The organism is Brevibacillus sp. SKDU10, from assembly GCF_001645205.1.
Classification (GTDB): domain Bacteria; phylum Bacillota; class Bacilli; order Brevibacillales; family Brevibacillaceae; genus Brevibacillus_B; species Brevibacillus_B halotolerans.
This window is the reverse complement of sequence record NZ_LSSO01000204.1, coordinates 19771-46088: the sequence shown is the minus strand read 5'-3', so window position 1 is coordinate 46088 and position 26318 is coordinate 19771. Positions and strand designations below refer to the sequence as shown.

Sequence of the window (26318 nt, the reverse complement as noted above, 5' to 3'; positions counted from 1 at the left end):
AGGTCAATAAAAAAGGGAGTGAGCAAGAGTGAGTAATGGCATTCACACATCTAATCGTATGAATTTGACTACAGAACGTAATCTAGCGTCTACATCAGCAACAACATCTGCGTCTTCTCCCCCCTCTGCACTTGTCGTTGAACAAGTCTCCCACTCCTTTACAGAGTCGGGGGTCACTATAGATGTACTTCAGCAGATATCTTTAGAAGTAAAAAAAGGAGAGTTTGTTTCCTTAATCGGGCCGTCTGGAAGCGGAAAAAGCACCCTATTTCATATCATTGGCGGTCTTATATCACCAATACACGGTAGCATTACGATTGAGAGCAAGCAGGTCACGGGCAAAACAGGCCATATTAGCTATATGCCGCAATCCTCTAGCTTACTTCCCTGGCGCACAATAGAGGAAAATGTGGGATTAGCCTTAGAAATAGAGGGTGTACCTCGTAAAGAAACGCTAAAGCTGGCTCGTGAATGGCTCCCGCGGGTTGGATTAGGCGGATATGAAAAAGCGCATCCCCACATGCTCTCAGGTGGAATGCAGCAAAGAGTCGCTTTCTTACGCGCCTTGTTAAGCAGGCAAGAGCTCATCTGCTTGGATGAGCCCTTTGGGGCCTTGGATGCACTCAGCCGTACTGACATGCAGAATTGGTTGTTATCCATTTGGGAAAAGCATAAACGCTCCGTTCTTTTAATAACACATAGCATTGATGAAGCTATCTTTTTATCCGATAGAATCTATGTGCTCACAGCAAAACCAGCTCAAATTGCTGCCATAATTTCTGTACCATTTGAACGACCCCGTCAGGAAAAAATGCTGCTATCTTCAGAATTTCTCCTTGTGAAGGAACAAATCTTATCGATGTTACGTCATTCATAGACATAATTAGCGTCAAAACAAAACTCGGCTATATGAACGCACATTTGCGATAAGCCGAGTTTTATTTTTTGACAGGCCTCATTAGTCTTTTTGTTTTCTCACCGGAATGAATCTTCCTTTTTCCTTCATCCACGCTTCATATTTATATGCCTTTTGCAATGCTTCCTCCTCTGCTGTAATCCGCACGCTTAATACGATGGCCTGAGCAACTGTAAAGATTACTGCTGTTTTCCAAGCACCAAATGTAAGGGGAAGCATTCCTCCCTCGATTAATACGACCAGATAGTTTGGATGCCGGATGTAGCGATACGGGCCATGTACCACTGGCTTTTTACCTTCTAATACAAAGATCCTCGTATTCCAAAAATAACCCAAGCTTCGCATGCTCCAGATTCTTAGTAGCTGTGCGAGACAAAATACGCAAAACGGCCAAAAATAAAACGGGATTGAAACAGCGGATACATGAAGCAGTACCTCGCCAATCAAACTGACAAAAAAAACAACATGTAAGCTCACGATCCACTTGTAATGCCCGGCAGCTACCTCATAACCCCCTGCTTCCTTTATATACCGCGCATTTCTTCTTGCTATTACCAGCTCAATACAGCGTTGGTAAATCACGATCATAATCACCAGCAAAAAAATTGCTACCATTCCAGCAACACCTGCTCACAAGAAAACCCCGGCCCAAGGGCTAAAAGCAATCCTATTTCCCCTGGCTGATGTTCTTCTCTCAGCTCTCTTTCTAGCACAAAGAGGACGGTACAAGAAGACATGTTCCCATGATCTCGTAGTACCTCTTTGGCATGGCGCAATCTATCTGATGGCACTTGCAAAGCCTGCTCGTAGGCTTGCAGAACCTTACTTCCCCCTGGATGAGCGATTATTCGATCAACGCGACAATAATCCTTTCCTTCTCTTCTCAGGAAGCTCTCCATCTCTGGCTTCATTTTATCTTTTATGAGTGTCGGAATGTCTTTAGAGAAGACTACCCGCAAGCCTTCTTCCCTTACATCCCATCCCATAACATCAACCGTATCACGCCAGATAGTTGAATGTGTTGACAAAATAGCAGGTACATGATCAGATACTGCTTGTTCATCTCCATACAGCAATACAGCAGCAGCCCCATCAGCAAACAAGCTGGTAGCGATTAGATTACTTTTACTTCGATCTCCATGTACAAAGGTTAAGCCGCACAGCTCAACGCAACAGACAAGTACACGTTCCGATGGATGGGCCTTCGCAAACGCAAAACCTCTGGCTAATCCGGCTGCTCCTCCTGCACATCCCAGTCCCCATACTGGGGTTCTTTTCAAATTTGAGCGAAACGGTAAGCGATTGAATAGAAGAGCATCTAAGCTCGGGGCAGCGATCCCAGTGGAGCTGACCATAATCACATGATCAATCGCATCTGCTGTAACACCTGCCCTTTCCAAACACTGCTCAATTGCACGTACGCTTAATTCTAGTGCCTGCTGCACGTATAATTGATTTTTTTCTGCCCAGTCATGTGGCTTTTCGAACCATTCTAGCGGAGTTGAGAAGCTTCTATTTTCAATTTCTGCTGATTCAAATACTTGTAACAGACGTTCGATATCAGAAAAATGCTCTTGAAAGAACCGGCGCGAGAATTCTTTGCTTTCTTGCTTCGTAATAGTATAATGTGGATTTGCTGTGCCGATTGAGACAATTCGCGGCATCATTTCTCCTACTTTCCGTTGTTTTCCTTTTATTCTTTCCCAAAGACTTTCCCTTATGTAAATAAAGTGGTAACATCAGGAAAAACGGGTCTAAACAATTCATAATAGTTTAAACCTTCGAACAAAAAAGTTAGAATTATCAATAAAAACAGATTTTATTCACAAAACGGTAACATTATTAAAAAATTTAACACGTATGCTTTTTTCAATGTGTGATAAATTAATTGAATAAGAAAATCTATCGCAAGGAGTCTACCTACCTTATGAAACAAAAGCAATTATCAATGAAAGAAACAGTCACAATTGGATTAATGCTGTTTGCTCTATTTTTTGGAGCAGGCAATATGATATTTCCTCCTTTATTAGGACAAACCGCTGGGACAAGCGTATGGATAGCCATTTTAGGATTTGTTTTAACCGGAGTAGGTCTTCCGATCCTAGCAGTTGCTGCCACTGCAACAACATCAGGTGATTTAAAGGTTATTGCAGGTCGAGTACATCCGCTATTCGGCATTATTTTCCCCACTCTCATTTATCTAGCTATTGGTCCATTTTTCGGGATTCCACGAACAGCTAGCGTTGCCTATGAGATTGGTCTTAGTCCTTTGTTGTCAGACTCTATAAAAGGAAGCAATCTACCTTTGCTTGTCTATTCGATTGTCTATATGTCGATTACGTTCTGGTTATGTCTGAATCCTACAAAGTTGGTCGATCGCATCGGAAAAGTCTTAACACCCACATTATTGCTAATTATCGCAATATTGTTTGTTCGGAGCATTTTTAAGCCATTAGGGGATTTTACAGTACCTTCAGAAGCTTACATGAACAATGCATTTTTTAAAGGATTCCTCGAGGGATATCTAACTATGGATACGTTGGGTGCTTTAGTTTTCGGAATTGTCGTGATTTCTTCTATACAAAGTCGAGGAATTACGGATAAAAAGAGCATTACCATGGCTACAGTGAAAGCAGGTTCCATTGCTGGAGTTGCTCTAGCCCTTGTATATATGTCTTTAGCCTATTTGGGAGCTGGCAGCTCTTCTATAGTAGGCACCTCAACAAATGGCGGCCAAATTTTAACTGCGGTTGTATCCTATTTGTTTGGTCAAGGAGGCGTTATATTACTCGGTACAGCTATTACCTTAGCCTGCTTAACAACTTCAATTGGACTTATTACAGCGTGCGGTCAATTCTTCTCCAACCTTATTCCTGCCCTAAGTTATAAGGTTTCAATCAGCATTTTGTGTGTATTTAGCTTAATTGTTGCTAACTTGGGTTTAAATCAAATCATTTCCTTCTCTGTACCTGTATTGGCCGGACTATATCCAATTGCAATCGTACTGATCCTTTTATCTTTGATTCATAAACAAATAAAAGGCTTTAAAGAAGTATATATATATAGTGTCGTGTTTGCTGGAATCATTAGTCTAGTGGATTGTTTGCATGCCTTTGGCTTTGCTTTAGGTAAGATTACCGCATGGCTACAAATTCTTCCTTTATATTCAGTTGGTATCGGCTGGGTTATTCCCGCCATCATTGGTGCGATTATCGGTTTTGTAGTAGGTTCATTGAAATCTCAAGATCGCGTGAATCCCTCCACTCAAACCGATTAATCTAATTTGTTTCTTCCAATTCGTATTGTCGCGATCGTGATGGAACCAATCCGTCTTCGCTTCTCATATACTAAGTAAAAAAAGACAGGGATAGGCTCACAGCCCCCTGTCTTTTTCTATTATTTTGCCGGCATGACACGCTCAATAGCCTTACTAAAATCTTCCCATGTGAGTAAGCTTAAATCCTCTTTCGTCCAATCTGATTTTTCTTCTGCTGCTAACCGTAGGGCCTGCTCCTGCATTGCTTCTTGAACCAAATTTTTAGCAAATCGCCCGTTCCCTTTAATTCTTCCCTGTTCACTCCACGTCCCTAGCTGCTCTGCTAAACGCTCTTGTGTATTATCCGTTACCTCATAGCTATTGTCCTGAATAAATTGCGTAATAATTGATAAAAGCTCGGAGGCTGTATAATCCGGGAATCGGAAATATTTTTTAAAACGTGAGGAAAGACCTGGATTGCTATCAATAAACTTTTGCATATCGTAGGGATAACCTGCTAGGACAACTACTAAATTTTCCCCATGCTTGCTTATCTCTTCAACCAACGTATTGATAGCCTCATGTCCATAGTCATTTTCACTAGTAGACATCAACGCATAGGCTTCATCAATAAATAAGACACCGCCTAAGGCCTCTTTAATTTTTCGCTTCGTCTTACTTGCTGTCTGCCCTACGTAGTTTGCCACAAGATCGGCTCGACCAACTGTTACGAGATGCCCTCGCTTGAGATAGCCTACTTCTTGTAATATTTGTGCATATAATTGTGCTACCGTCGTTTTTCCTGTTCCTGGGTTACCCGTAAACACTGCATGCAATTCAACAGGAACAGCCGGCAACCCATTTTTTTGACGTGAACGCTGAATGGACACAAACGCAGCGACCTTGGTTAATTCAGCTTTCATTTCTGCAAGCCCTATCATTTGCTCCAAACGTTTCTTTGCCGAAAGAGTGTTGATTTGTACCTCTTTACCAGATAAATTGGCTTCTACATCTGCTGGTGTAAGGATTGTAAAATCTGGTATCTTCATTGCTTCTGTATCGCCTACATGGCTTCCTTTAGCAAAGATAGCATCTAAAATAATATTTTTGGCCGTTCGAGCATTCCCAAAGGTTTCATCAACCCTCTCTCGCTCTAAGCGCTGCTGAATCGAGATCTTTGTATCAGGAAGAAGAATGAAATCATTACGCTCCGCCACTTGCTCAGCTACATGTAATAACTCATCTGTCGTAAAGTCAGGCAGTGTAAAGTGATTGCTTTCCGGGAAACGACTGCGTAAACCTGGGTTTGCCCGCAGAAAGTTTCGCATCTCTTCTGGATAGCCTGCTAATATTAATACGAACTTGCCGCTATATTCACCGCTTGTCATTGCAGAAACAAGGGTATCAATCACAACCTGCCCATAATCACTATCGCTGGACTCCGCCCGTTTCAAGCTGTAGGCTTCATCAATAAATAAAACACCGCCCACCGCTTTCTTAATCACTTCCATCGTTCTTTGCTCTGATTGACCTACATAGGCTCCCACTAGCTGAGAGCGATCGACTTCTATCACTTCCGCTCGTTCTAATAAGCCTAATTCATGATATAGTGTGGCTAACAGGCGAGCTAATGTCGTTTTCCCCGTACCGGGATTCCCCATTAATACAGCGTGCAATTCTAATGGATCGGCCAACTCCCAGCCCTTTTCCGTACGAATACGCTGGTACTGTAAAAATTGTGCGAGTTGCTTTACCCTTTTTTTCATGTCGGCCAAACCAACTAATTGATCAATTTGTTCTATTGCCGGAATTTGATCCTGTACGTCTGCTTCTGCTTGTCCAGGAGTTAGTTGTTCGCGAATAGATTGCTCAATCTCCTGCAAATTTTTATTAGCTTGCTGAAGTCGAGCCAACAATTCGGAAGAGTAAAATAATCCTTGTACCGAGTCGGCATACTTCTGTGCCTCCTTATGTAACAAGATTAATCCTTCCTCTAGCTCCAAGGTACCCTCACGCAGAGACTTATATTTTTGCTGAAGGAGGGCATTAGCCGAAAGCTGAGCGGCTTGTGTACCTGCCTGTAGCATATCCTCCCAATTAACCAAATCGTCAAGACGCTCTTGAATCTGTGAAACGAATTGAGCTGTTACTTTCTTGCGCGTAGCTGCATTGTCAGTTTCACGCATAGCAGGAAATTGAGCTGTTTCTTTTAAGGATTGCAATAAAGAATGCAGATACATTTCTGCTTGCAAAGAAGCGGCTTGCTGATTATCTGGGTCCAATTTTCTCGCTTTTTTTAACCATTCCTCCACCAGCGAAATTTGCTGGGTCTTCCTCCAACGTATCTGTGCAAGGATAGTAAGGACTGTTGCTTCAGCTTGATCAAGCTCGGCCTGTTCTACTCCGACCATCTGTTTTTGCTCTATCTGTTCGTCAGAATCCTGGGTAAGAATATGTAGGAGTTGCTCGCGTTTTTCTTCTATATATTGCAAGGCCACAATAGCCTCTACTTCTGTTACATGCAACGAATTTTCATTTGGCTTTTGCCATTCTTTGATTTTATCTAGTAATGTTTGCTCTTCTCTTCTATTCATTGTTATTTTGTCCTCCGTTATCTGCTCCCTTTCCTTGTTGTATCACTTTTTTAACTAAAAAGAAAGGGGATAACCCGATCGGCTCATTATATCTATGGATTTTACTTCCATCTATTTTAAAAATGGCTTCCTTCCTCACAGCAAAAAAACCCGGCTCATCCTTCATTCCGGGTCTTGTTGCTATACAAGACATAACTTGCTCTGCAAGCAACAAGCAATCGCTATTTAGCTCCTGCTTGTCTGTCCCTACTCGAAATGTCGCATTACGTATTATAGTTGCAAATTACCCATTTCGATATCAGACTCCATATGGGCGAGCGCTGCCGGGAATACGTCCTGTTCAGATTCAGCGTATATCTTAAATGAGCTGACGATTTTTTCTCCGCTACACACCTGTACGTTATATTGAGAATCTCCATCGTAGGTCGTAGCAAATCGATACTCTTTTCCGTTTACATTCAAATTTTTTTCCACGATAATCACCTCATCCTTAGTTTGTCCAGCTTTAAAAAAAGCATTACGAGTCTGTCCTTATCTTTGCTCTGGTATCTAAAGAAATGAGTTCCATTCTTCATTCCCCCGGAAATAAGCCATTTCACTCATGGAAAAGATAAAAGCCGCTGTCCACGTGTTTGGACAACGGCTCTTTCTTGGCTTCCTATCTCTCTCTGTTTTATACCATGGAAAAATCCTTTATATTGGTTCGTTGCGTTAATTCTTTTCCTGATGGCAAAGCAACGTACAGAAGACCTTGACTCTCTTCTTCATTCGTCCAGGTAAAATCAAACGTTACACTTTTTTTCTCAAACGCCTGCTCTTCCTCAAATTCCTCCAGGATTAACCGCAATGTTTCAGGATGCAAAGGTACAGAAATGGATTCCCCTGACTGACTCGGAATGGATAGATATTTTAAAGCATCTTCAAAATACATGACTGTATCAAGCAACAATGATAACTGTTGCCAGTTCAATTCACTTGTAAACCGCTCAAATGGTTTTAACATTTCTCCGTCATCCCTTCAATGATGTCCCTGTATAAGGATTTCTCTTGGTGCTTACTCTTAGTTGGATGAAAAATTCTCGTTGTTATTGTTGATTCGAAGTTATAAATCGGTTTCCGATTCTTTATCATCATGGGATGGAATCGTGGCTTCTAACAAAACCTGGTTAAAAGTCTCATCAACTACTACTCGTCCAATTCCACCTTGCTCCGTTATTGGCACTTGATCGGCTTCTACCGTTATCAACTCTCCACGCTTTGTCACCACAATCCATTTAGGAGAATGAGGCTCCTCCAGCAAAATCGCTTTGATCTGATGCGGATTCGTTTTTCTTTTACGGATCAGAAGTAAGCCTTTCCCAGCTCGACCCTGTAGAGGAATATGAGCAATGGACGTACGTTTCACTACTCCTTCTGTAGTTAACGCTCGCAATACTCGATTATCTTCTATATCCGTAACCAGCAGGTCAATTAATTGGTCGTCTTTTGCCAAATTAATTGCTTTGACACCACTGGAAGCTCGGCCTGTCGGAGATACCTCCGTTTGCAAAAAGCGGATTACCATTCCATCCTGTGTTACACCAACAAATGCTCCCTCGTCATCAATCAAATGAACATGATTCACTTCATCTTCACTGTTCTTTAATTTAATAGCAACGACCGCACCTGATCGATTGGTTTCATACTCTTTTAGCGCTGTCTTTTTAAGTAAGCCGCTCTTGGTTGAATGACAGACATATAATGGCTTGTCAAAGCTATCGACAATATGTACAGCAACGATTCTTTGGCCCTTTTCAAGAGAAAGCACATTTACAACTGCTGTCCCGATATCCTTCCATTTCGCGTCCGGAATATCATTTACCAGCATAGCAAAATATTTGCCATCCTGTGTAAAGAATAGTGCTGTATGGGATGTATTTGTTTCACAGAAGGTCCTTACCTTATCCCCTTCCTTTACCCCGCAGGTTTCAATCGAACCACCCATTGATTTAAAGGAACGTGGGCTAACTCGCTTCACATAGCCTTCATGTGTTAACGTCACAATACAGTCCTCTACCTGAATTTGCATGGATAAATCGAGTTTAATTTCCTCAATTTCGCCCTGAATTTCAGTCATACGCGGCTCACTATATTTTTTCTTGATTTCACTTAGCTCAGCAACCAGAACCGAAATTAGCTTTTTCTCACTACCTAGAATAGCCTTAAGCTCCTCTATTTCCTTGGCAAGCACCTGTAGCTCTTTCTCAAGCTTCACAATATCAATTCGTGTTAAAGAAGCAAGCTGAATACTTAAAATAGCGTCTGCTTGCAGCTCAGTAAAACCAAACTTAGCAATTATATTCCCTTTGGCATCCGCACGGTCCTCAGAATCCATAATCGTATCCACGATCTGTCTGAGAATGGACTTAGCATGAATCAAGCCCTCAACAATATGCTTTCGATTTTCTTTGCGGTCCAGATCAAATTGAGAGCGACGAGTCACCATCTCTTTTTGATGTGAAATGTAGGCATCCAGTAACTGCTTGAGTCCCATCTGCTTGATAGTGCCCTCATGGATGGCATTCATATTGTAGTTGTAGAAAATCTGTAAATCCGTATTTTTATATAAATAATGGAGTATCGCTTGGGCATCAGCTTCTTTTTTCAGATCGATTACAACACGGACTTTTTTGAGCTCCGCTTCCTTACGCCCGGTCTCGTCTCGAACAGCTAATGCACCTTCAATCTTACGCTCCATAACCAACTCATCGATTTGAGCGACTAGCTTTGATTTCACCACATCATATGGGATTTCACTAATCACAATGCGCTTATGCTTGTTCCCTTTTGCCTCTTCGATATCAGCTCGTCCACGAATGATAAACTGGCCTCTACCTGTTTCAAATGCCTTTTTAATGCCAGATACCCCTTGAACAATCCCTCTGTTAGAGAAATCTGGACCCTTCACAAACTCCATGAGCTCATCAGTCGTAATAGACGGTTTACGCATCATGGCAATTGTAGCGTCAATGACTTCCCCGAGATTATGTGTAGGGATGTCGGTAGCAAAGCCTACAGCGATACCAGACGCTCCATTTACCAGCAAATTCGGGAACCGTGCTGGTAAAACAGCAGGTTGAACTGTGGAATTATCATAGTTCGGGATAAAAGGTACGGTATCCTTTTCAATATCTCGCAATAACTCATTAGCCAACGCAGATAAGCGAGCCTCTGTATATCGCATAGCAGCTGGAGGATCGGCATCGAGGCTGCCGAAGTTACCTTGACCCTGAATTAACACATGGCGCATCTTCCACCATTGTGCCATCCGTACCATCGTCTCATAAATGGAAGCATCCCCATGCGGATGGTACGTACCCATTACGGAACCAACTGTTTTTGCTGATTTCCGATAAGGCTTGTCAAAGGTGTTATTCTCTTCGTACATCGAATATAAAATCCGGCGTTGTACCGGTTTTAAGCCATCGCGAGCATCTGGAATAGCACGTGAGAGGATAACTAGATTAGCATAATCCCCAAAACGTTTTCCCATGATCTCTGCAAAGCTTTGTTCAATTAAACGATTAGAAAACATGCTACTCATCCTCTCCTACTTCAAAAGTGACATGGGTCTCGATCCATTCACGGCGAGGAGGGACTTTATCGCCCATTAAAACCGTAATTAATTTTTCACAGTGAGCCCTGTCTGCAAGAGACACTTGAATCAGCTTCCGGTTCTCAGGGTCCATTGTCGTCTCCCATAATTGATCAGGATTCATCTCACCTAAGCCCTTGTACCGTGTAATTTTTGCCCCTTTGCCTAACTTTTTCAGAGCGATTTCCAATTCTTCATCATCCCAGCAGTAATAGGATTCTGCACCCTTCTTACCCTTTCCACCATCTTTAGATACCTGATAAAGCGGCGGCTGAGCAATATAAAGCTTATTAGCAGCAATAAGCGGCTGCATATAACGGAAGAAGAAGGTTAACAGGAGCGCCTGGATATGCGAACCATCCACGTCTGCGTCAGACATGATGATAATCTTATCGAACGCACAATTCTCAATAGAAAATTCTTCGCCGATATCTGTTTCAAGCACTTCTAAGATCGTTCTGAACTCTTCATTTGATAAAACCTCGGAAAGCTTAGCCTTCTCCGTATTCAACGGCTTTCCTTTCAGACCGAAGATCGCTTGATATTCCGAGTTGCGAGCTTGCTTAGCCGATCCTCCTGCTGAATCACCCTCGACTAGGAATAACTCGTTAATCTTCGGATTTTTATATTGAGGGGGTGCAAATTTTTCCGAAATGGATTTACGTTTCTTCGCACCCTTCCCTTTTTTGTCCCCGCGCAATGCTTCTCGCTGTTTTCGAAGCTCTTCACGAATTTGCATCGATTTTAATGCTTTATCAATTAATAGCTTAGCGATCTCAGGATTCTCTTCTAAGAAAAAGCCCAATTTTTCCGAGATAATCTGTTCAACAATGGTGCGCGCTTCTTCATTGCCCAATTTGTCCTTTGTTTGCGATTCAAACTGAACATCAGACATTTGCAGAGATAACACGCCTAAAAAGCCTTCACGCAAATCGTTCCCGGTCAAATTAGGATCTTTTTCCTTGATATACCCTTTCTTGCGGGCAAAATCATTAAAAATCCTGGTGGTGGCATTTTTAAAGCCTGTGACATGTGTACCACCATCATTTGTCGGGATTGAATTCACATAAGAAGCTAATGTCTCCGTATATCCATCATTGTATTGGAAGGCCAGCTCTACATACACATTATCCTTCTCTCCATCGAAATAAACTACAGAATGGAGACCATTTTTACCCTCGTTTAAATACTCTACATACGATTTAATGCCATCTTCATAATAGAATTCTTCTTTACGTACCTCTGGCGTACGTTTATCAATTAACACCATGCGCAAGCCTTTCAACAGAAAAGCCGTTTCACGGAAGCGATCACGCAAGGTCTCGTAATCAAATTTAGTAGCAGTAAATACCTCAGGGTCTGGTTGGAACGTTACGGTTGTCCCCGTACGTTTGGATTTTCCTACAATCTCAAGACCCGTGACAGCTTTACCCACAAACTCCTGTCCATTCTTATCTACTACATATTCAAAGCGTTGCTTATAAATGTTTCCTTCTCGGTGAATTTCTACTTCCAGCCAGCGAGACAAGGCAACGACGACACTGGAGCCAACTCCATGCAAGCCACCGCTTTTTTTATACCCGCCTCCGCCAAATTTACCACCTGCGTGAAGTGTGGTAAAAATAACCTCTGGCACTGGTCGCCCAGATTTATGCATACCTGTTGGAATACCGCGACCGTGATCCTCCACGCTAACGCTACCATCTGGATAAAGAGTGACAATAATACGATCGTTCACGCCAGCCAAAGCTTCATCCTTAGCATTATCCACGATCTCCCACACTAGGTGGTGCAAACCGCGTGATCCAGTGGAGCCTATGTACATACCAGGCCTTTTACGTACGGCGATCAAGCCTTCCAGGACCTGAATATCGTCTTCGGTATATGATAGTGCTCGATTATCAGCCATTCTGTTCTCCCCTCTTACACACTTGCAATCAACGTTCCTTCAAGCGAACACCTAATCGCTATTTTATCTCATTTCATAAAAAGAAAAAACTCTTTTACATGAAAGCTCTTACATAGTTGCTACTATACATGTATTTTACTTGTTGTTCCACCGCAACAAACGTACATACAAAGAAAAGTTCACCTTTCCTATTGCTTTTCCCTATTCTTCTAAAAAAATAACCATCTTTATCCCTTTCTAACAAAGGTAACGTTCTTCCTGCTTTTTTATATGTATTTTTTTGCAACCTAACTCTTATAAAAGGTAAGACTTTTACTTAACAGGCTACTTCCTAAAAACAACAGGAACATTCGTTCGTTTCTTGTAGATAAATTCAGCCACCCTGCCGTTTGGACAAGATGGCTGAAAGATTTAGCCTTGAATACGTTCCAGCTCTTCTTTATCAATGTCGTAATTCGCATACACATTTTGTACGTCGTCATTTTCTTCAAATGCTTCCATCATCTTCAGGATTTTTTCAGCATCTTCACCTGAGATTTTCACAGTGTTTTGCGGGATCCACTGTATCTCAGCATTGGTAAATTTATATCCCTCTGTTTCCAATGCATGTTTTACTTGCTCTAACTCGTGAGGATGCGTAATGACTTCGAATTCTTCCTCTGTCACGATTAAATCCTCTGCACCCGCTTCTAGGGCTTGCATCAGCATTGTATCTTCATCAACCTCAAATTCTTCGCGGTCAATAACAATTACACCTTTACGGTCAAACATGAAGCTTACAGATCCTGTTTCCCCCATATTTCCACCGCGTTTGCCAAAAATAGCACGTACATCAGCGGCTGTACGATTACGATTATCAGACAAGCATTCTACGATCACAGCTACTCCGCCTGGAGCATAGCCTTCATAACGGATTTCTTCGTAATTATCACCTTGACCACTGTCCGTAGCTTTTTTAATCGCACGCTCAATATTGTCATTGGGCATATTAATCGCTCTTGCATTGGCAATAATTGCTTTTAGTTTCAGGTTTGCAGTGGGGTCAGGTCCGCCGTTTTTAGCTTCTACATAAATTTGACGAGCTAACTTAACATATTGATTGTTTTTCTTTTGATCGGCTGCACCTTTTTTTCCTGCAAATAACTTAAACTTTGGCATCTGAAACTCTCCTCACCAGAAATGTCTGCTTGGGTATGAAATAATAATTTATTGTAGCAAAAAGTAGCGATTCATACAAGGCTGGCTCGTCTGATTGCCACAAAGATGGCAAGGGTAAAGACATAATTACGGGGTAAGCTAGATAGTGAACCCATACCTATTTGCGAGGAGGATGAGCCTGTGCTAAGTGCAACGAAACCGTTTATAAAGCTGCATAAGTATGACGAGCATCTGGTTGCTGACATTGAGGCACTTAATTCATCTGGATATGCTAAAGATGACATTTATGTGTTGAAATGGAATCCTGATAAGAATCATTCGAATCAACGCGACAATTTTTACAAATACAGTACACATTTTGAAAAAGCAAAGGGCCATATCGACAGCAAAGCTAACTTTTTTGATAACGGTGGGAAGGAATTGCGTTCAAAGCTCGAACATATTGGACTAACCAAAGACGAAGCCTCTGCCCTAGTCAGAGAACTGGAAGAGACAGATAAAACCTGCATTTTGGCTGTGCATGATTTAAAAGATAATATTATTGAAATGAATACTCAATATAATCAATAGGGTGCTGACAAGCAACAAGAAACCCGGAGTAAAGGCAGCTCCGGGTTTGATTTATCACATTTTTTACATATCTTTTTTACTCGTGCGTACGGTCAATCAGCTCGATGCCTTCCATTGTTTCATGCAATTTCGCATGAGCAGCCTCTTCCTCTTCTTCTAGCAATGGTACTAGTTCTCCATCTTCAATACCAAATACATAAATATCGATTTCGCCTTCTTCATCAATCTCGTCTTCCTCGGTTGCTTCTGTAAGTGCAACAAATTGTTTGTTATTTAATTCAAACATCGCGATTACTTCAAAATCGCCCATTTCTTCGCCATTTTCATCATCTAGTGTGATGATATCACCTAAAGCCAAATCTTTTTCATTTTCCATGTGTATATGCCTCCTGCTTTTGTTCGCTTAGGTTATGTATCGTCGTCCATTCAGACAGCAACTCATGTGCTTGGTATGGGATTACATAACAGGGTAGATTAGCTTAATTAGCTAGTCCCATCCATATCCAGTATTCCCCTGCACCTTTCTTAGCATACCCTGCTTTTTAGGAAAAGTCTATGAGAAGTTCTAAAACATAAAGACCGTCTCCTTCTAAGAAGACGGTCTCCTTCATTTATCTACTGTTTCGAGATTTCGAGATAAACTAATCAGCCTCGTAAGGGATCTCTTCAATGACTCCCTTTTCAATCAAAAAGGCTTCCTCAGCTTCCAAAATGGTAATAATTTCTTGACGTCCTACTTTCATGCCGCCTTCAGCAAGTTTTCTTTCTACGAATTGCAGCATCTCTTCATAGTCTAACACTTGTACATCTTGTTGATTATTTTGCTGTCCCATGGTTATAACCCCCTGCATTCTCTCAGCCATTCTTTGGGTAGTATAGCATGAATCCACCAAGCTAGGCTATTCACCAGTGCCCTCACTCATGTCCTCTTGCTTTCGAGACCAAGGACGGCGCACTGGCTTTAACAAGTAAGCAGACCAGCATAATAAACCTATGCTGAGCACTAGATAAAAGATAGCGAAATATCCCCAATAAAAATCATCGTTGCCTAACACGGAAGAAAACTTGGTCATGCCAAGAATACGTGAACCGACAATACATGGATTAATATAGGTAAGCCACTTTATTAGGAAAAAGTTTTCTATCCCATTCATGTCGGGATACCAGTAATGCATAATCGCTGCCAAGAAGTACAAGAGAAATCCTGTACCTACCACAAAGAAAAAGGCAATACCATATGCAATAATCGTACTAACCCCAGTTCGTTTAACCCAAGTTGAACAAAAGATTCCTAACGAACCAAAAAACAGGATATTGATGGCAAAGAAGAGAATGATACTAAAAATTTGGGATGGTGATACTCCACCGTATAAGAATACAAAACTGTATAGAGGCAGAGAAGCCATAATTAAGAGAAACATAAAGGACAATGATGTAACCAGCTTGCTCAAAATAATCCGTCGTGGCGATAATTGAGTGGTTAATAGGATATTAAGCGTTTGCCTTTCCCTTTCACCGCTGATTGTCCCTGCTGCTAATGCCGGCGCAATAAAACAAATCAGGGCATAATGCAGAGCTGACATAGCAAAAAATAGATCATCTCCCTCTCCTAAAAAAAACGTGGACGTTTTCTCCATTATAGTTAAATATCCCAGCAGAACAGCACCAAAGACCATTAGATAGCTAAACAGAATCCAGATCGATCTTTTCGAACGAAATCTCTCACGCAATTCTTTCGAAATAAGCGGATTGCCAAAAAAATGACCCATCAGTTGCCCACCCCTTCCGTAATAGCTAAGAACACATCTTCTAGGTTTTCCTGTGAGTCTGCGAAGTGTGTTACAGGGATGTTTGCCTGTATTAACTGCTGTAGTAAAATAACCTTCTCTTCTTGTGTACCTGTAAAATGAAACCGAAAATGACTGTTTTTGTTATCTAAGCGTCTCACAAAAGGAGAGGCTTGAAGGATTTGTTCTGCAAGCTCCACGTTCCCCAATGTCTTTACCTGCATAATAGAGATGCCGCGTGTCTCCGTGCTTACCTCGTTAACCGCTCCATTTGCAATAAGCTGGCCTTTTTCAATGACGCCGATCTCGTCGCAAAGCTCTGCTAGCTCAGGCAGGATATGTGAGCTAATCAGGATTGTTTTGCCCATTCCTTGTAATTTCTTTAAGATTTCTCGCATTTCGATACGTGCTCGTGGGTCCAACCCTGAAGCTGGCTCATCCAAAATAAGAATTTCTGGACTATGAACCAAGCAACGGGCTAATCCGAGACGCTGTTTCATTCCTCGTGACAAATGATCCACATAAGCATCAGCTTTATTACTGAGATTAACTAAATCCAGCAGGTCAGCAATCAAATTAGAACGGTTTCGGGCTGGAATATTATATGCCCTTGCATAAAAGTCAAGGTACTCGGTTGCTTTTAAATTATCATAAACACCAAAAAAGTCAGGCATGTAGCCTAGGAGCTGTTTAACCTCCCTAGGCTCCTTCTCTACATCATATCCGCCAACATAAGCTTTTCCACTGGTAGCTGGTAGGAGGGTAGCTAGAATCATCATCGTTGTACTCTTGCCCGCACCATTTGGCCCAATAAACCCATAAACGCTTCCCTTTTGAATGGACAGGTTCACATTCTTTAGGGCTTCAAACTTCCCATATCGTTTGGAGAGATTCTGCGTCTGTATCATTATTGTTTCTCCTTTCCTTCCAACTGGAAGACAGGCTGTGGAATGGAGACAGGTGAATCTCCTTCATAAATAAATCTGATCAAAACAAAACCTTCCGAATTGATATAGTCTTTCGGATTGTCTTTTAACTCGAATGCGCTATTACTGTCAAGGATTTTCCACTCACGAGAAGCTGCATGATACACTGCTTTCTTCACAAAGCGATAAGCCAAATTGTCTAGAGGGGCCGTCACTCTTGTGATTTCCACATTGGCTGGTACTTGCAATCCGTACGTTACTTTTCCATTAAACATAGTAACCGCATCGTGATCATCTCTGTTTACTTTGCCTTCCATACTAAGAACCTGAACCTCTAGTGTTCCATATGGATACGTGATGTGACTGGTTTGTGCATCTTTTAACAAAATTGGTTGTTGAACAAAGCTTAGATAGTCTTGCATGATTCCTTGTTCAGATGTAGTAAAGACCTGATATGGGCTAGTGCTTACACCTATCAAAGTCAATCCGTTAGCATTACTTAGCCCTTGCAGTGAATTTTCGTACAAAATAGCCTTTTCCCGCTCGTTTTGAGTAGGATATGTTGCGTCTTCAATTGAGAAATCTTGTGTATAAAACGGCTTCACTTCTTCATTTATTTGCTTGGTTTCCCCTTTAGCAAGAGAGCCTAGCTCCATTCTTCGATTTCCCATTGTCAGATACAGCTTTTGATAATCAAAAACACTCTTGTTTGTTATTGTTCCTTTGATATGCTCCTGCTCGAACACCAAATCAGCTTGTAATTGGCCAACATCTTTAACTAAACCTCCCCCATTAATCGGCTTTTGCGTCATATACGGGATATGAGTTATGGTTGTTTGAAATTGACCACGATCGTTTTGTCGAATGGTATAGGCTGATTTGTTTTTATTTCGTTCTGTGTGTTGCAAAAGATTTCCTGGAACGATAATCCCATCTTTTGTGTCTAAGATAATTTCCCCACCAGAACGTTTCAGCACAGTTGCATCCGATTTTAAAATCGCTAAATCTGGTCGAATCGAGATAATTTGGTTTACTGTATAAAGCTTATCATTTGGAGCTATTAAACTCTTCCCAAAAGAAAGGGCTCCAACACTAACCACGAGGGCTGAAACAGGGATAATTCCCCACGCCCAGTCTCTACGGTCTCTACGTTTTAACAGCACATACAGAATAGGTCCAATCAATAGTACATAACCGATCCAAATGAAAAATAGCACGGAAGCAGACGGCAGATGAACATCAGGAATGTGCTGTGCCATATTATAATAGTTAGGATTTCGATTCAGATAAGGAAAACGAACTTGGCTATTTAGTGCATATTGGGATACTAGCTTACTCCAAAGCTGACGGTTGAATTCCCATGAGGCCAATGGCTGTGCATTGACATCATAGTTAGCAAAAAACAACTTTCCTAAGCCCACCTTTTGAGTCGAAAACAGTGGCAATGACTTGTTATACACCGTTATCTGTTGAATCGGCAAAGCTGATTTTTTACTGATCTCGGTAAAGGTAGACAAATCCTTAGTGATTCCCGGCTGCTTGGTTAAAGCTGGCATCCACTCTTTAAAAGCATCCAGTATTTCTGGAGGAGTGGAAGCAGACAGCAAAATGTTCCCTCCAGCATATACCCATTCTTTTATTTTTTTTATCTGTTCTGAAGGTAAGCTACCTGCTGAAATATCTCCAATTACTAGCATATTGATATTACTTAGTACATGAGCTTCAGTGGGTAGCTCTTCTGGTCTCACATTGCTGACCAGCATACTGCTCCAGGTAGCCTCATTTCTCGGAGCAGCTTCTTGATTACTGTCTTCAGCACCCTCTTGTCTTACTTGGTTTAAGAATTGCATACTATTTTCGTGTTGATCGAGGACAACAACCGTTACTTGATCCGATTGCTTTTCTCTAATCTGATAATTTGGTTTTACCTTTGCAAGCAAGTGATTGCCTTGATAAAATTCCAGTCGCAATGCCTCGCTATTATTTATGATCTCTTCACTTGGTAAGTCGAAGAAAACATGCTTCGTTTCCCCTTTTTGAACAGTAATCTCTTTTACATAAGGAAGAGCCTCCTTTGAATGAGGCTTTTCAATTGCAAACCGCAGTTCACCCGAAACTGCATCACCGTTATTCGTAATATCTGCATGGACGCGAATTAAATTATCCTGGCTTGTTATATCAGCAAACGGAATCTTCGTTTTCATTTCAATTCTGTCCGCCGCATACGAAACAGGAAGTTGAAATCCCATGAAAGCGAGCGCAATCGCTACCAGCCATTTCCACATATGTTTTCCTCCTATTATTGTAAATCAAGCGGCGTAAACATAAACCCTTGTTGATCAGAGTTGACAATTAATAGATGCTTTCCATCACTAGTCCATTCAGCCCTTTTTACCGATTGCTTCTCGATACCTGCTGGAAGCTTTACTTTTTTCCATCTTTTAACAGATTCATCCATTGTACCCATTAGCATGACGCCATCTGGAGAAAGAATCGTAAGCTGCTTAGCTGAAAACCACGAGGGAGAGCTGCCTTTTACTTTTTCCTTGATTTCTCCCGTCTGGCGATCATAAATACAAACCTCTCCATTTTGTTCAAAAGAGAGATAACGTCCATTGTGAGACCAAGACGCCTTTGAACCGTCTGCTACCTTCTCTTTACCAAAGGTACGCAGATTGGTTACCCAAATCTCAGGTTTATCTTGCTTATATGCTGTATAAGCTAAAAATTCATCTTTAGGATCAAATGCAGGGTCAATCACTGGACGATTCTCCTGCTCCAATAATAGTCTCGGAGCATAGCTTTCTTGTTTACTCTTATTAAGCTGTAAAATCCACAATTTCCCTTTCTCCTGGCTGTTTTCCGTCAGCGCCAGCTTTGTACCTGTAGAATTCCATGCTATGGAGTCATATGTTCCAATTTGTTGTGGAAGCTCAATAGGGGTATCTATGTCACTGTCAAATCCGCTTATGATGTGCAGCTTATTATCGGCTTGCAAATAGGCAACTTGTAAATCTGAGGATAGCACTGCCGAATCAGTGGATAGCTTAGGAATATTGATGGATGACTTTGAAATAGCAAGATCAACATCTGCCTGAGCAACATTTACGTATAAAAAAGCAGCCAAAGCAATTGTTCCGATCCCGCCTAGCATATACAAGCCTCTTTTTCGATTGATCCTCTTTTGATCATTGTGCTTTATTTCTTCCTGGCGAACGACCGTCAGTTGCGGTTGTTTTTGCCCTTGCATTTGCTCCATTAATTTACGTTTCAAATCTTCTTTTAATCGATAGTTAACAGGAACCGCCTTACGCATATCACTTAAATGTGACAAGAGTTCAACCACGGTCTGTTCATGATCATTTGTCTGATCTGATGCATTGCGTAGATCATCCTTCATGGCGATCACCTTCCTCATACAAACTCTGCAAGACTTTTATTCCGCGGTGAGAGATCATCTTAACGGACGATTCACTTTTACCTAGCACTTCAGCAACCTGGGAAATCTTTAGATCAGCAAAGAAACGTAGCGTCAAAACATCACGCTGATCCTGCGATAACATATTTAACCTAGTCCGTAATAAAGTCATTTCTTCTTTAGATAAAACACGCAATTCAGGTTGATACTCATCATCTGCCTCAATAAACAATAATTCTTCTGCTTCAGTCGGGTATTCACGCACCTTGCGAACAAAATCAATAAACGTATTATGAGCGATACGAAAAATCCAAGATGCAAATGGGCTTCGACGGCTATATTGATCAAATTTTTCCAGAGCCTTTAAAAATACGCTGGTTGTCAAGTCGTCTGCATCCCACGAACTATGTACTCGACATCGTAAATAGCGATTGACCCGATCAAAATATTCATCATATAATTCTGGGAAATCTCTCGCCTCATAGTAATCAGTCTCTATCGCAACAGACGGATTTTCCTTACCGTCCTGCTTTACGGCCATTACCATCCCTCTTCCTCCACACTGTTTGTTTCTACTCCAATTGACGCATCATATCTGAAAAAGGTCACAGGCATAAATAAAAAAAGTGTAAAATATGCATTTTTTCTTATACATAAGCAAAAAAAAACAAACACACAGAAAAAAACATCTTTGTTCCCGATCAAATACTGGGAGCAAAGATGTTTTGGCAGTTGACATTGCTTGGGATAGTCCTCAAACTATTTACAATTCGTTACACTCCGAACATATATTTGGAACTCATACTGATATGGATTCTCTTCGTTTTGTACACCGGGTGTCACTTCAACTAATGTCCATTCAGATTCATCGAAGGGTGGAAAAAAGGCATCTCCCTCGAATTCCTGCCCAATCTTCGTAATGTACATTTTGCTAGTGTAGGGCAATAACAGCTTATAAATTTCCGCCCCACCAATAATAAAGGCTTCTTCTTTATTATCAATCAGGGACAGAACTTCTTCAATCGAATGAGCGATTTCACAGCCATCCGCCTTATAGTTTGCTTGTGTCGTCAGCACGATATTGCGCCGATTAGGCAAAGGCTTTCCAATTGATTCGTAGGTTTTACGCCCCATGATGATAGCATGACCAGTGGTAATGCGTCGAAAATACTTGAGATCCTCTGGCAATCGCCATGGGAGCTGGTTATCTCTCCCAATAACACGATTCTGCCCCATCGCAAAAATGCTTGATAGCACTAAACAGCCACCTCCATGGCAATTTTCGGCTGATGCTTATAATCGATTAATTTCACATCATCCGGCGTAAAATCATAAAAATCAGTGATCTCCGGGTTAATCCAGAAGGTAGGAGCAGGATAAGCCTCTCTAGTTAATTGGGTACGCAAGCCTTCAAAATGATTTTCGTAGATATGTGCATTGTTAATATAATGCTGGAATTTCCCTGGTTTCAGCCCTGTGACCTGCGCAATCATATGAATAAGCACGGCATACTGGGTAGTATTAAACGGAATGCCTAACCCCATATCACCGCTACGCTGTACAAGAGTACAGTTTAAATAACCGTCCGCAACATCCCACATGGTTTGAAAAGCGCATGGCTGCAAGGCCATTTCTTCTAAATCATTCATATCCCATAAACTAATAATATGTCGGCGCCCTTGAGGATCGTTTTTTAGGCCATCAATCAGCTTGTCTATCTGTTTGTGTTTAGCAACTTGATAACCGTATGCTTTCCCGATCGTTCCGTCCTCTTTGGCCCATTCATCCCAAACACGGACGCCCATCTCTTGTAAGAGTCTCACATCGTTGCTTTGATGCTTATAAATCCATAGCAATTCCTTAACTGCTGTTTTAAAGGCAACAAATTTAGTTGTTAAAATCGGAAATTCCTTTTGCAAATCATAGCTTAACAGCTTGCCAAATAGCTTTTTTGTAGGGATTCCTGTGCGATTGTTGTCATAGTATCCGTTTTCTAAAATATCTTCCACTAATGCAAGGTATTGTATATCTGCTTGACTCATCTTGTTCACGTCCTTCTTACAAACTCTAAGACAGTATATCGAAACATTCCGTTCTTGAAAAGCTTTTCGCCCCATACACTTTTGTGTCACAAAACTAGTAAAAAACTAGTAAATGATTACAAAATGGCGGGATTACAATGCTTCTAGCTAGAAAGACCTTGCTCCTTTGCCTTGTACAATCTGAAATAGCCAAGAGTTGTAATATTCAAACATTTAAAACATATAATATAGAATTTTTCTCTTTATAGCATCTTCTACAAAAAACAACACGTACTACGACAAAGCGGGAGAATTAAAAAATCTATGGATAAAAAGAACAGAAGCATTTGAAGGAACAGCAAGCAGTACGGCCCAAAAACCCACTGATAGCAGGTGTGCCGTAGGTGAATGAAAGAGAGTGTACGTTCGAAAAATAAGAGGATACATTTGACTTTTACCTCCCCTGAAACTCTCTTAGATTTCTGGATCGTTCAACAGCTTCTGTTCCTTTCTTCTCAAACACCTAAGCTTTAAGCTTAAAGAATCCTGGATATGGATATAACACAGAAGACATGATTTTTTGGGAAACAGGATGTTTTAATCGTTCAAGCTGCTCCATATCATCTAACCATTCAACAATCTCACCTTTATACATGACCCCTATACAATCCGCGATGTAATTGATCGCCTGTAAGTCATGTGAGATGAACAGATAGGAAAGCTGAAACTCTTCTTTTAATTCTGCTAAAAGGTGTAAAATTTGTACTTGAGTAAGAGCATCTAAAGCGCTTACAGCCTCATCAAGTATAATCAGCTTCGGTCTTAGTGCTATCGCTCTAGCGATATTGATTCTCTGTAATTGCCCTCCGCTGAACTGGTGTGGGTATTTATGCATATCTTCCGGATCTAAGCCTACGATCTCCAAAAGCTCCTGTACTTTCTGTCTTTCTTGAGTAGCTGTACGTTGTTCGTAATTTCGTAAGGGTTCAGCGATAATCTCTCTGATCGTTAGTCGTGGATTTACAGCGCTATAACAATCCTGAAAGACAACCTGTAAATCTCGCCGTACCTCTCTTAATTCTTTTTCTTTTAGACGATAAAGGTTCTTTCCCTGAAACCAGACCTCTCCCTGATCAGGTTTTTCAAGTCCCAAAATAATTTTGCCAAGAGTGCTCTTTCCTGCTCCGCTTTCTCCCACAAGTCCTAAACATATCCCTTCCTCCAGAGTGAAAGAGACATCTTTAACAGCTTCTACCGTTTTCCCCTTCCTCCAAACAGAATTTCCTAGTGAATATGTTTTCTTTATGTTTGTAAGCGTAAGCAGACTCACTCTTCATTCAGCCACCTTTATCGTAATTTTACACATCGTACCAGATGATCTTGTTCATATTCTTTCCATTCAAGCTTTTTCGTTGCACAGATGTGGTCTGCATTCTCGCATCGGTCTAAGAACGGGCAGATACCCTCTCTATTTAGCGGTTTAGGGAGTGACATGCTAACACGGTTAATCCCCTTCCTCCTGCTCGTTAATCCAAGTCTGGCTTGTAACAGGACACGGGTATAGGGGTGCATCGGGCGATTAAATAATGTAGATGCCGGTGCCTTTTCAACAATATAGCCAGCATACATGACAGCTACTTCATCAGCTATCTGAGCAATGACTCCCAAATCGTGTGAAACTAATAAAATACCGGTATTATATTCTTTTCTAATATGATCCAACTGCCTCAAAATCTGAAGTTGATTCGTCGCATCGAGTGCAGTCGTTGGCTCGTCCGCGATAAGAATCGAGGGCTGTATGGACATCGTGATTGCAATCATCACACGCTGGAGCATACCGCCGCTTAACTGAAATGGATATTGCTTCAATACATTTGCTGGATTTGGCAAGTCCATTTTTTCCAGATGCTCCAAAGCTATTTTCTGTGCTTGTCGCTTGGTAATAGGCAGATGAGTTCTAAGTGTTTCAATAAAATGTCTGCCAATTGTACGCACAGGATTAAAGGCAGTCATCGGATTTTGCATGATAAAAGCGATCTCGCTACCGCGTATTTTTCTTACCTCTTCTTCTGAACAGGTCAGCAAATCTTTATTGCGAAACGTGATGCTCCCTTCTACCACCTTTGCCTGTTCAGGCAAAAGATGTAATAAAGACATGCATGTCATCGTTTTACCTGATCCGCTTTCTCCAACAAGCCCAAGCACTTTTCCAGCCTCTATTTCAAAGCTTACCTCATTGACAGTCTGAGTCACCCCATGCGGTGTTGATACAACTATATGTAAATTGTTAACAGTTAGAATGGGGTGCTGTGCCATCTTCTGATCCTCCCTTCTATTTTCTTTTTAGGTCTAAGGCATCCCTCAATGCTTCTCCGAACAGGTTGAAAGCGATCACGACAAGTAAGATCATCATCCCTGGATACAGCATCAAGGAAGGGTTATTTCTAAAAAACGGTTTACTGTCATTGATCATCATTCCCCACTCCGCTCCTGGCGGCTGTATGCCAAGTCCTAGAAATGAGAGACCAGAAATAGCTAAAACAATTCCTCCGATGTCCATAAAAGCTAAAACGACCACCTGCGATATAATGGTGGGTAAGATATGCTTTAGAACAATGACCAGCTTTGGTGTTCCGCACACTTTTGCTGCTAAGATAAAGGGTTGCTCCTTCACACTAAGAACCATTCCTCGAATGATTCGGGCATAAAACACCCATTGGACAAGGACCATAGCAAAAATCATATTGCCCAGACCGGGCCCGAGGATTCCAATCAAAGCTAATGACAGAAGCAAGCTTGGAAAAGCCATGAATATATCACAAATTCGCATGAACAGATAATCAACCCAACCACTTCGATAGCCTGCAAAAATACCGACCGGAAGACTAATTAGCATGGTAAATCCCATGACAAAAAAGGCTGTCCCCAGTGAGGTTTGTGTTCCATAGATCAGCCGAGACCATATACATCTGCCCAAATGATCTGTCCCTAACGGAAACTTCGAGGAAGGGCCTTGTAGCTTTTGCGTGATATCAACTAGATTCGGATCATTTGGAGACAAAAAAGGAGCAAACAGAGCCAATAGTATCATGAGGATGATAATCATGCCGCAAATGATCATGAGCTTTTGTGACAGTAGCTTTTGCTTCATTTTTTTCAACACGCTTATTGCTCTCCTTCCCATTTTATCCGGGGATCTAGGAAAGCATATGCAATATCCACAAGGAGATTGCAGACGACAAAGATCACACCCATAAACAATAAACAGCTCTGAATCATCGGATAATCACGGTGTAAAATAGAAGTGACAAACAAGGAGCCCATACCAGGCCATGCAAAGACGGTCTCAACAATAACGGCTCCGCTTAGCATGTTTCCAATGCTCATGCCAAGTCCAGTTAACACAGGTAATAAGGATTTTTTAAACACATGTCTACCGATGATTAGACTTTCTCGCAGCCCTCTCGCTCTCGCATATACGACAAATGGCTCATTCAAGTTTTCTAGCATACTGGTGCGAAGCAAGCGCATGTACGTACCTATATAAGGAAAAGCCAATGTCAGGGCCGGAAGCACTAGATGGGCAAAAGTTCCTCTTCCCAATACGGGAAATAAATCTAACTTTACCGATAAAAAATAGATGAACAGAAATCCGAGCCAAAAAGCAGGCATCGAGACGCTTACAAAGGCCAGCATCCTGCTAACCTGATCAATTAATTTCCCCTTGTAAAGGGCAGAAATCATTCCTAAAGGTAAACTAATAAAAATAATCAGGAGCAATGAAGCACATGCGAGTTGCATTGTCGGGAAGAAATGGAGAATAATTTCATCCCATATAGATTTCTTCGACACATAAGAAATCCCTAAATCCAATTGAACCACTTTTCCTAACCAATTTACATACTGGATATACAGGGGCTTGTCCAGCCCTAGCTCTGCTCGAAGGGAAGCCACTGCCTCATCTGTTGGAGGAATATGTGACGCCCTCAAGTAAGCTACGGCCGGATCCCCGGGGGTTAAGTGGAGCAGAATAAAAGTGATCAGAGAAATTCCCAATAATATTGGCAGTAAACTTGTGAGACGTTTAACAATAAACCAACCCATTTACTACTCCTTCGCCGTTTTTACA

Annotated in this window: 24 protein-coding genes; 3 read left to right on the top strand and 21 right to left on the bottom strand. The window is 41.4% G+C overall.

Annotated elements, in window-relative coordinates; all coding sequences use genetic code 11:
- Positions 1–28 precede the first annotated feature (28 nt).
- Complete coding sequence (locus tag AYJ08_RS20905) at positions 29–877, top strand: ABC transporter ATP-binding protein (protein ID WP_231929221.1); 849 nt, start codon at positions 29–31, stop codon at positions 875–877.
- A gap of 81 nt (positions 878–958) precedes the next feature.
- On the opposite strand, the gene AYJ08_RS20900 is transcribed toward AYJ08_RS20905, so the two are convergent.
- Both AYJ08_RS20900 and AYJ08_RS20895 read right to left on the bottom strand, forming a co-directional pair.
- The gene (locus AYJ08_RS20900) at positions 959–1531 is read right to left on the bottom strand and encodes an isoprenylcysteine carboxyl methyltransferase family protein (protein ID WP_064019312.1); all 573 of its coding nucleotides are present in this window, start codon (positions 1529–1531) and stop codon (positions 959–961) included.
- Complete coding sequence (locus AYJ08_RS20895) at positions 1525–2580, bottom strand: type III polyketide synthase (RefSeq protein ID WP_064019311.1); 1056 nt, start codon at positions 2578–2580, stop codon at positions 1525–1527. The genes AYJ08_RS20900 and AYJ08_RS20895 overlap by 7 nt, the downstream gene beginning before the upstream one ends.
- Positions 2581–2843: 263 nt before the next feature.
- Between AYJ08_RS20895 and brnQ the strand changes: the two genes are divergently transcribed.
- A complete protein-coding gene (gene brnQ, locus AYJ08_RS20890) occupies positions 2844–4193 on the top strand; it encodes a branched-chain amino acid transport system II carrier protein (protein ID WP_064019310.1) in 1350 nt (449 codons plus the stop codon).
- Positions 4194–4312: 119 nt separating this feature from the next.
- Here brnQ and AYJ08_RS20885 read toward each other — a convergent pair whose 3' ends face one another.
- The 6 genes from AYJ08_RS20885 to AYJ08_RS20855 form a co-directional block, all read right to left on the bottom strand.
- A complete protein-coding gene (locus AYJ08_RS20885) occupies positions 4313–6766 on the bottom strand; it encodes an AAA family ATPase (protein WP_064019309.1) in 2454 nt (817 codons plus the stop codon).
- Between the two features lie 270 nt (positions 6767–7036).
- Complete coding sequence (locus tag AYJ08_RS20875) at positions 7037–7240, bottom strand: hypothetical protein (RefSeq protein ID WP_064019307.1); 204 nt, start codon at positions 7238–7240, stop codon at positions 7037–7039.
- Positions 7241–7439: 199 nt separating this feature from the next.
- Positions 7440–7769, bottom strand: coding sequence for a hypothetical protein (locus AYJ08_RS20870; RefSeq protein ID WP_064019306.1), 330 nt, complete (start codon positions 7767–7769; stop codon positions 7440–7442).
- A gap of 99 nt (positions 7770–7868) precedes the next feature.
- Positions 7869–10340, bottom strand: a complete 2472-nt coding sequence (gene parC / locus AYJ08_RS20865; protein WP_064019305.1) for a DNA topoisomerase IV subunit A — start codon at positions 10338–10340, stop codon at positions 7869–7871.
- A gap of 1 nt (position 10341) precedes the next feature.
- Positions 10342–12309, bottom strand: a complete 1968-nt coding sequence (locus AYJ08_RS20860; protein ID WP_064019304.1) for a DNA gyrase/topoisomerase IV subunit B — start codon at positions 12307–12309, stop codon at positions 10342–10344.
- 411 nt (positions 12310–12720) lie between these two features.
- Positions 12721–13467, bottom strand: coding sequence for a YebC/PmpR family DNA-binding transcriptional regulator (locus AYJ08_RS20855; RefSeq protein WP_064019303.1), 747 nt, complete (start codon positions 13465–13467; stop codon positions 12721–12723).
- A gap of 180 nt (positions 13468–13647) precedes the next feature.
- Here AYJ08_RS20855 and AYJ08_RS20850 point away from each other — a divergent pair, with 180 nt between their 5' ends.
- Complete coding sequence (locus tag AYJ08_RS20850) at positions 13648–14037, top strand: YflT domain-containing protein (protein WP_031415595.1); 390 nt, start codon at positions 13648–13650, stop codon at positions 14035–14037.
- A gap of 76 nt (positions 14038–14113) precedes the next feature.
- On the opposite strand, the gene AYJ08_RS20845 is transcribed toward AYJ08_RS20850, so the two are convergent.
- The 13 genes from AYJ08_RS20845 to nikB all read right to left on the bottom strand — a co-directional run bounded on the left by AYJ08_RS20845 (position 14114) and on the right by nikB (position 26293).
- Positions 14114–14413, bottom strand: coding sequence for a DUF1292 domain-containing protein (locus AYJ08_RS20845; RefSeq protein WP_031415596.1), 300 nt, complete (start codon positions 14411–14413; stop codon positions 14114–14116).
- Between the two features lie 265 nt (positions 14414–14678).
- On the bottom strand, positions 14679–14870 hold the full coding sequence (locus AYJ08_RS20840; protein WP_003335978.1) for a hypothetical protein: 192 nt from the start codon (positions 14868–14870) through the stop codon (positions 14679–14681).
- Positions 14871–14936: 66 nt separating this feature from the next.
- On the bottom strand, positions 14937–15806 hold the full coding sequence (locus AYJ08_RS20835) for an ABC transporter permease (protein ID WP_064019302.1): 870 nt from the start codon (positions 15804–15806) through the stop codon (positions 14937–14939).
- Complete coding sequence (locus tag AYJ08_RS20830; RefSeq protein WP_064019301.1) at positions 15806–16732, bottom strand: ABC transporter ATP-binding protein; 927 nt, start codon at positions 16730–16732, stop codon at positions 15806–15808. Before AYJ08_RS20830 ends, AYJ08_RS20835 begins: the two co-directional genes overlap by 1 nt.
- The gene (locus AYJ08_RS20825) at positions 16732–19035 is read right to left on the bottom strand and encodes a hypothetical protein (protein WP_064019300.1); all 2304 of its coding nucleotides are present in this window, start codon (positions 19033–19035) and stop codon (positions 16732–16734) included. Before AYJ08_RS20825 ends, AYJ08_RS20830 begins: the two co-directional genes overlap by 1 nt.
- A 14-nt stretch (positions 19036–19049) precedes the next feature.
- Positions 19050–20150, bottom strand: a complete 1101-nt coding sequence (locus AYJ08_RS20820; RefSeq protein WP_064019299.1) for a TolB family protein — start codon at positions 20148–20150, stop codon at positions 19050–19052.
- A complete protein-coding gene (locus AYJ08_RS20815) occupies positions 20140–20715 on the bottom strand; it encodes an RNA polymerase sigma factor (RefSeq protein ID WP_022586750.1) in 576 nt (191 codons plus the stop codon). The genes AYJ08_RS20820 and AYJ08_RS20815 overlap by 11 nt, the downstream gene beginning before the upstream one ends.
- A 212-nt stretch (positions 20716–20927) precedes the next feature.
- Complete coding sequence (locus AYJ08_RS20810) at positions 20928–21425, bottom strand: dihydrofolate reductase (protein WP_082891048.1); 498 nt, start codon at positions 21423–21425, stop codon at positions 20928–20930.
- Positions 21425–22210 (bottom strand): thymidylate synthase, encoded by a 786-nt coding sequence (locus AYJ08_RS20805; RefSeq protein WP_003335970.1) that lies wholly within the window; start codon positions 22208–22210, stop codon positions 21425–21427. The genes AYJ08_RS20810 and AYJ08_RS20805 overlap by 1 nt, the downstream gene beginning before the upstream one ends.
- A 502-nt stretch (positions 22211–22712) precedes the next feature.
- Positions 22713–23519: a nickel import ATP-binding protein NikE gene (nikE, locus tag AYJ08_RS20800; protein WP_064019298.1), complete on the bottom strand. Its 807-nt coding sequence runs from the start codon at positions 23517–23519 to the stop codon at positions 22713–22715.
- Between the two features lie 17 nt (positions 23520–23536).
- Entirely contained in the window at positions 23537–24505 is a 969-nt protein-coding gene (locus AYJ08_RS20795; RefSeq protein WP_064019297.1) for an ABC transporter ATP-binding protein, read from the bottom strand.
- A gap of 16 nt (positions 24506–24521) precedes the next feature.
- Positions 24522–25352, bottom strand: coding sequence for a nickel transporter permease (nikC, locus tag AYJ08_RS20790; protein ID WP_064019296.1), 831 nt, complete (start codon positions 25350–25352; stop codon positions 24522–24524).
- A gap of 2 nt (positions 25353–25354) precedes the next feature.
- Entirely contained in the window at positions 25355–26293 is a 939-nt protein-coding gene (gene nikB, locus AYJ08_RS20785; RefSeq protein WP_031415609.1) for a nickel ABC transporter permease, read from the bottom strand.
- Positions 26294–26318: the final 25 nt, after the last annotated feature.

What these genes read in the sequence shown, in the direction of transcription:
- AYJ08_RS20900 (WP_064019312.1), bottom strand. Translation starts at nt 1,531, where the DNA reads ATGGTAGCAATTTTTTTGCTGGTGATTATGATCGTGATTTACCAACGC.
- AYJ08_RS20895 (WP_064019311.1), bottom strand. Translation starts at nt 2,580, where the DNA reads ATGCCGCGAATTGTCTCAATCGGCACAGCAAATCCACATTATACTATT.
- brnQ (WP_064019310.1), top strand. Translation starts at nt 2,844, where the DNA reads ATGAAACAAAAGCAATTATCAATGAAAGAAACAGTCACAATTGGATTA.
- AYJ08_RS20885 (WP_064019309.1), bottom strand. Translation starts at nt 6,766, where the DNA reads ATGAATAGAAGAGAAGAGCAAACATTACTAGATAAAATCAAAGAATGG.
- AYJ08_RS20870 (WP_064019306.1), bottom strand. Translation starts at nt 7,769, where the DNA reads ATGTTAAAACCATTTGAGCGGTTTACAAGTGAATTGAACTGGCAACAG.
- parC (WP_064019305.1), bottom strand. Translation starts at nt 10,340, where the DNA reads ATGTTTTCTAATCGTTTAATTGAACAAAGCTTTGCAGAGATCATGGGA.
- AYJ08_RS20860 (WP_064019304.1), bottom strand. Translation starts at nt 12,309, where the DNA reads ATGGCTGATAATCGAGCACTATCATATACCGAAGACGATATTCAGGTC.
- AYJ08_RS20855 (WP_064019303.1), bottom strand. Translation starts at nt 13,467, where the DNA reads ATGCCAAAGTTTAAGTTATTTGCAGGAAAAAAAGGTGCAGCCGATCAA.
- AYJ08_RS20845 (WP_031415596.1), bottom strand. Translation starts at nt 14,413, where the DNA reads ATGGAAAATGAAAAAGATTTGGCTTTAGGTGATATCATCACACTAGAT.
- AYJ08_RS20840 (WP_003335978.1), bottom strand. Translation starts at nt 14,870, where the DNA reads ATGGGACAGCAAAATAATCAACAAGATGTACAAGTGTTAGACTATGAA.
- AYJ08_RS20835 (WP_064019302.1), bottom strand. Translation starts at nt 15,806, where the DNA reads ATGGGTCATTTTTTTGGCAATCCGCTTATTTCGAAAGAATTGCGTGAG.
- AYJ08_RS20830 (WP_064019301.1), bottom strand. Translation starts at nt 16,732, where the DNA reads ATGATACAGACGCAGAATCTCTCCAAACGATATGGGAAGTTTGAAGCC.
- AYJ08_RS20825 (WP_064019300.1), bottom strand. Translation starts at nt 19,035, where the DNA reads ATGTGGAAATGGCTGGTAGCGATTGCGCTCGCTTTCATGGGATTTCAA.
- AYJ08_RS20820 (WP_064019299.1), bottom strand. Translation starts at nt 20,150, where the DNA reads ATGAAGGATGATCTACGCAATGCATCAGATCAGACAAATGATCATGAA.
- AYJ08_RS20815 (WP_022586750.1), bottom strand. Translation starts at nt 20,715, where the DNA reads ATGGTAATGGCCGTAAAGCAGGACGGTAAGGAAAATCCGTCTGTTGCG.
- AYJ08_RS20805 (WP_003335970.1), bottom strand. Translation starts at nt 22,210, where the DNA reads ATGAGTCAAGCAGATATACAATACCTTGCATTAGTGGAAGATATTTTA.
- AYJ08_RS20795 (WP_064019297.1), bottom strand. Translation starts at nt 24,505, where the DNA reads ATGGCACAGCACCCCATTCTAACTGTTAACAATTTACATATAGTTGTA.
- nikB (WP_031415609.1), bottom strand. Translation starts at nt 26,293, where the DNA reads ATGGGTTGGTTTATTGTTAAACGTCTCACAAGTTTACTGCCAATATTA.